At 40.0% G+C, this 2,762-nt stretch carries 4 protein-coding genes; all 4 read left to right on the plus strand.

What is annotated here, in order from left to right; translation table 11 throughout:
* The first annotated feature begins 167 nt into the window (after window positions 1-167).
* Window positions 168-539, plus strand: coding sequence for a hypothetical protein (locus HC000_RS18070; protein WP_179808372.1), 372 nt, complete (start codon window positions 168-170; stop codon window positions 537-539).
* 136 nt (window positions 540-675) lie between these two features.
* Window positions 676-1,011: a hypothetical protein gene (locus HC000_RS18075; RefSeq protein ID WP_179808373.1), complete on the plus strand. Its 336-nt coding sequence runs from the start codon at window positions 676-678 to the stop codon at window positions 1,009-1,011.
* A 13-nt stretch (window positions 1,012-1,024) separates the two neighbouring features.
* Window positions 1,025-1,684 carry a hypothetical protein gene (locus tag HC000_RS18080; RefSeq protein ID WP_179808374.1) on the plus strand — a complete coding sequence of 220 codons (660 nt, stop codon included), beginning with the start codon at window positions 1,025-1,027 and terminating at the stop codon, window positions 1,682-1,684.
* 138 nt (window positions 1,685-1,822) lie between these two features.
* Window positions 1,823-2,671: a serine protease gene (locus HC000_RS18085; RefSeq protein WP_179808375.1), complete on the plus strand. Its 849-nt coding sequence runs from the start codon at window positions 1,823-1,825 to the stop codon at window positions 2,669-2,671.
* Window positions 2,672-2,762 lie beyond the last annotated feature (91 nt).

Consider the following 2,762-nt stretch of genomic DNA (forward strand, 5'->3'; position numbering starts at 1 on the left):
TTATTTAAACGGTGATCTTCCTACAGAGGACTTTCACCTCATAAGTCAATGCCCATGTCGGGCGTACACAAGTTGCTTAAACGGAAAATTAACAGTTGGCCATCGCTTCGCGATTATAGCCAACTGTTAATTTCCGCTTAGCAAAGCGTTAGCATTAAGGAGTCAACTTGGATAGTCTATTGAAAATAACATCGGTACTTAATTTTTTAATTTATACCGTTGTGGCGATCTTTATTCTGATATCTCAGGGTGAATTTTATGAAAACCATTATTGGTTTTTAATTGCTTTTTTGGGTGTTTCTATAGCAGCGTCAAACTTAAAGCCCGTTAATGATGTACTTGTTGGCATTCTATTCTCAGGGCTTACAGCTAATCTCTTATTAGTTGCCTCGATATCAACAGGTATAAAAATCAATAGTGCTACATTATTTATTTTCTTCGGGTACTTATGCGCAGGCTGCTTTTCTGTATGGTTATTTATCGCATGGAATAAGTATCAGAGTTTTAATGCTAACAAGCAAATAAATCAGGACAAATAACAGTTGGTTTTTGCTCCTGCGTCGCTTATTTTAACCAACTGTAATTTGCCCATTATTAGGGCGTTATGCGGCCCTACGACGCAACCCGTCGCCCATATGGCGCAAGCTGAAAGAATAACGAGCCAAAGGAAAAAATATGCCAAATTTTGATCAAGACTTCGAAGCTACTCGCCTTGCCATGCTTGCCAAGCAATACCCTGAGGTTGTGAAAGAAAATGGCAAAGTGGTTTTCTGTGCGGAAGATAATGAGGCTCGCTTGAGCGGCACTCGTTGGACGGTTGAAGACGAAATTTTTGAGAAGGCTACTGAGTCAGGGTTCAAAGTGCACCTAATTGAATTGCTTGATAATTTTATTCAATATCGGGATCAATGCAGTGAACTACCGAAAAAGGAAGGTGTAGTTCGTTTTGGTGATGGTGGCTTAAATATCGAATGGCTGCCTGACGGGTCTACTGACTTATCCAATAGTTAATTTGAGTTTACTCATGGATAATAAAGAAATTTCCGAAATGATTTGTATTGATGAGTTGATGGCTGCTTGGAAAGAGGCATTCCCGGAGGGCTGGCACTTCAACCACGACGGAGTGATCTCAAAAGAGAATTGGGATAGTAGTGGAAAAAGAGTTTTGTTTGTTTTAAAGGAAACAAATAAAGCCAAGCAGAATGTTGTTACTGCAATCAATAGAGCTATTGACGTTAAGAAAAGCGGATGGTGGCGAGGACAGGTTCTTCGTCGGGTGGGGCGATGGGCTTACGGGATTCAAAATTATGATGGGGTTGTGCCGCCATTCAAAGATGCAAAGCTAAATGAAAAAAACGCAATTAAGAACATTGCATACATAAATATAAGGAAGACTTCTGGGAGTGCTACAACCAATAAGAAGGCGTTTGATACACATGCTAGTGAATTTGCCACTTTTGTTAGAAGGCAAGTTGAGTTGATAAAGCCTGATGTTGTTGTGCTTTGCGGTACATATAGTCAAGTTAAACGCTATATATTCCCCGAGATTAAAAAAGTGAGTGAGCGGGTTCATGTGCATGAGGGGGTTGTCTTTATTAACGCTTTCCACCCTGCCGCAAGGAAAAAATCGGCAATTCTTTACCATCAAGTGCTCGACAATTATCACGCTTACAAAAATCTTTAAAATTTGAGAACTGCGCATAACAAGTTGCTGCACTCGGAAAAATCACTCGCTACGCTCCTGATTTTCCGGTGAGCAAGGCGTTATATGCGCTGAAGATTCAGCTTGTTAGTCAGCCAACTAATAATATTAAGGAATGAAATGTCGATCGAAAATGCACTTGTTCGTTCAACTGTTAGAGTAATGGCGGGTAAAAATGGTCAAGAACCTTTTTCCGTAGGGACTGGGTTTTACTATAAAGTGCAAGACCCAAAAACATCGAATGCGAAAATACTTATTTTAACAAATAAGCACGTTGTGAATGGCGCAGACTACATTAGATTTGTTCATTCTTATGCTGACTCTCTTGAAGACTTAGACGAACATCAACAACCTGTTGGAAGAGTTGATAAAACAGAACAACTTCCAATTGCACCATTTTTATATAACCATCCAAACCCCGATATAGACCTTTGTGCTATTGATGTAACCATCATTATGGCTCAATTGCTAAACTCAGGGAAAAAACTTCGAAGTATGATCCTTGATTCAAGCTGGATGGTTAAAGACGAAGATAAAAAGCATGTTAGAGACATAGAGCAAGTTTTGGTAGTTGGTTATCCACGAGGCATATGGGACCATCACAATAATATGCCTATCTCTCGCATTGGAAATACAGCTACTCATCCTTTCGCTAATTATCAAAACAAACAAGATTTTCTTATAGATGTAGCAGCTTTTCAAGGCTCAAGCGGATCACCTGTTTTCTCGTATGAAGCACCAATGTTCAGACAAGCTAGTGGTGCATATACACCAGGAACCAAAGTAAACCTTATAGGTGTTGTTTGGGGCGTTATCGAGTCAAGCGTAGAGGGGGATTTAAAAGTCATAGAAATACCTTCTGCATTAAAGCATGTGCCAGTTATGAATGCTTCATTGAACCTTGCCTTAGCGCTTCATGCTGATGTAATTAAAGATCTAGATGCGTTAATTTTGCCCACAATAAACTGATGTGGCATGCGCATATAACAACACGCCCTGAGGTGGACAGCAAGCACTAAAGCTCACTTTCCACCGCAAATTTTAACAGCGGTGATCCCTT

This window comes from Pseudoalteromonas sp. MIP2626 (assembly GCF_013414205.1).
GTDB lineage: Bacteria > Pseudomonadota > Gammaproteobacteria > Enterobacterales > Alteromonadaceae > Pseudoalteromonas > Pseudoalteromonas nigrifaciens.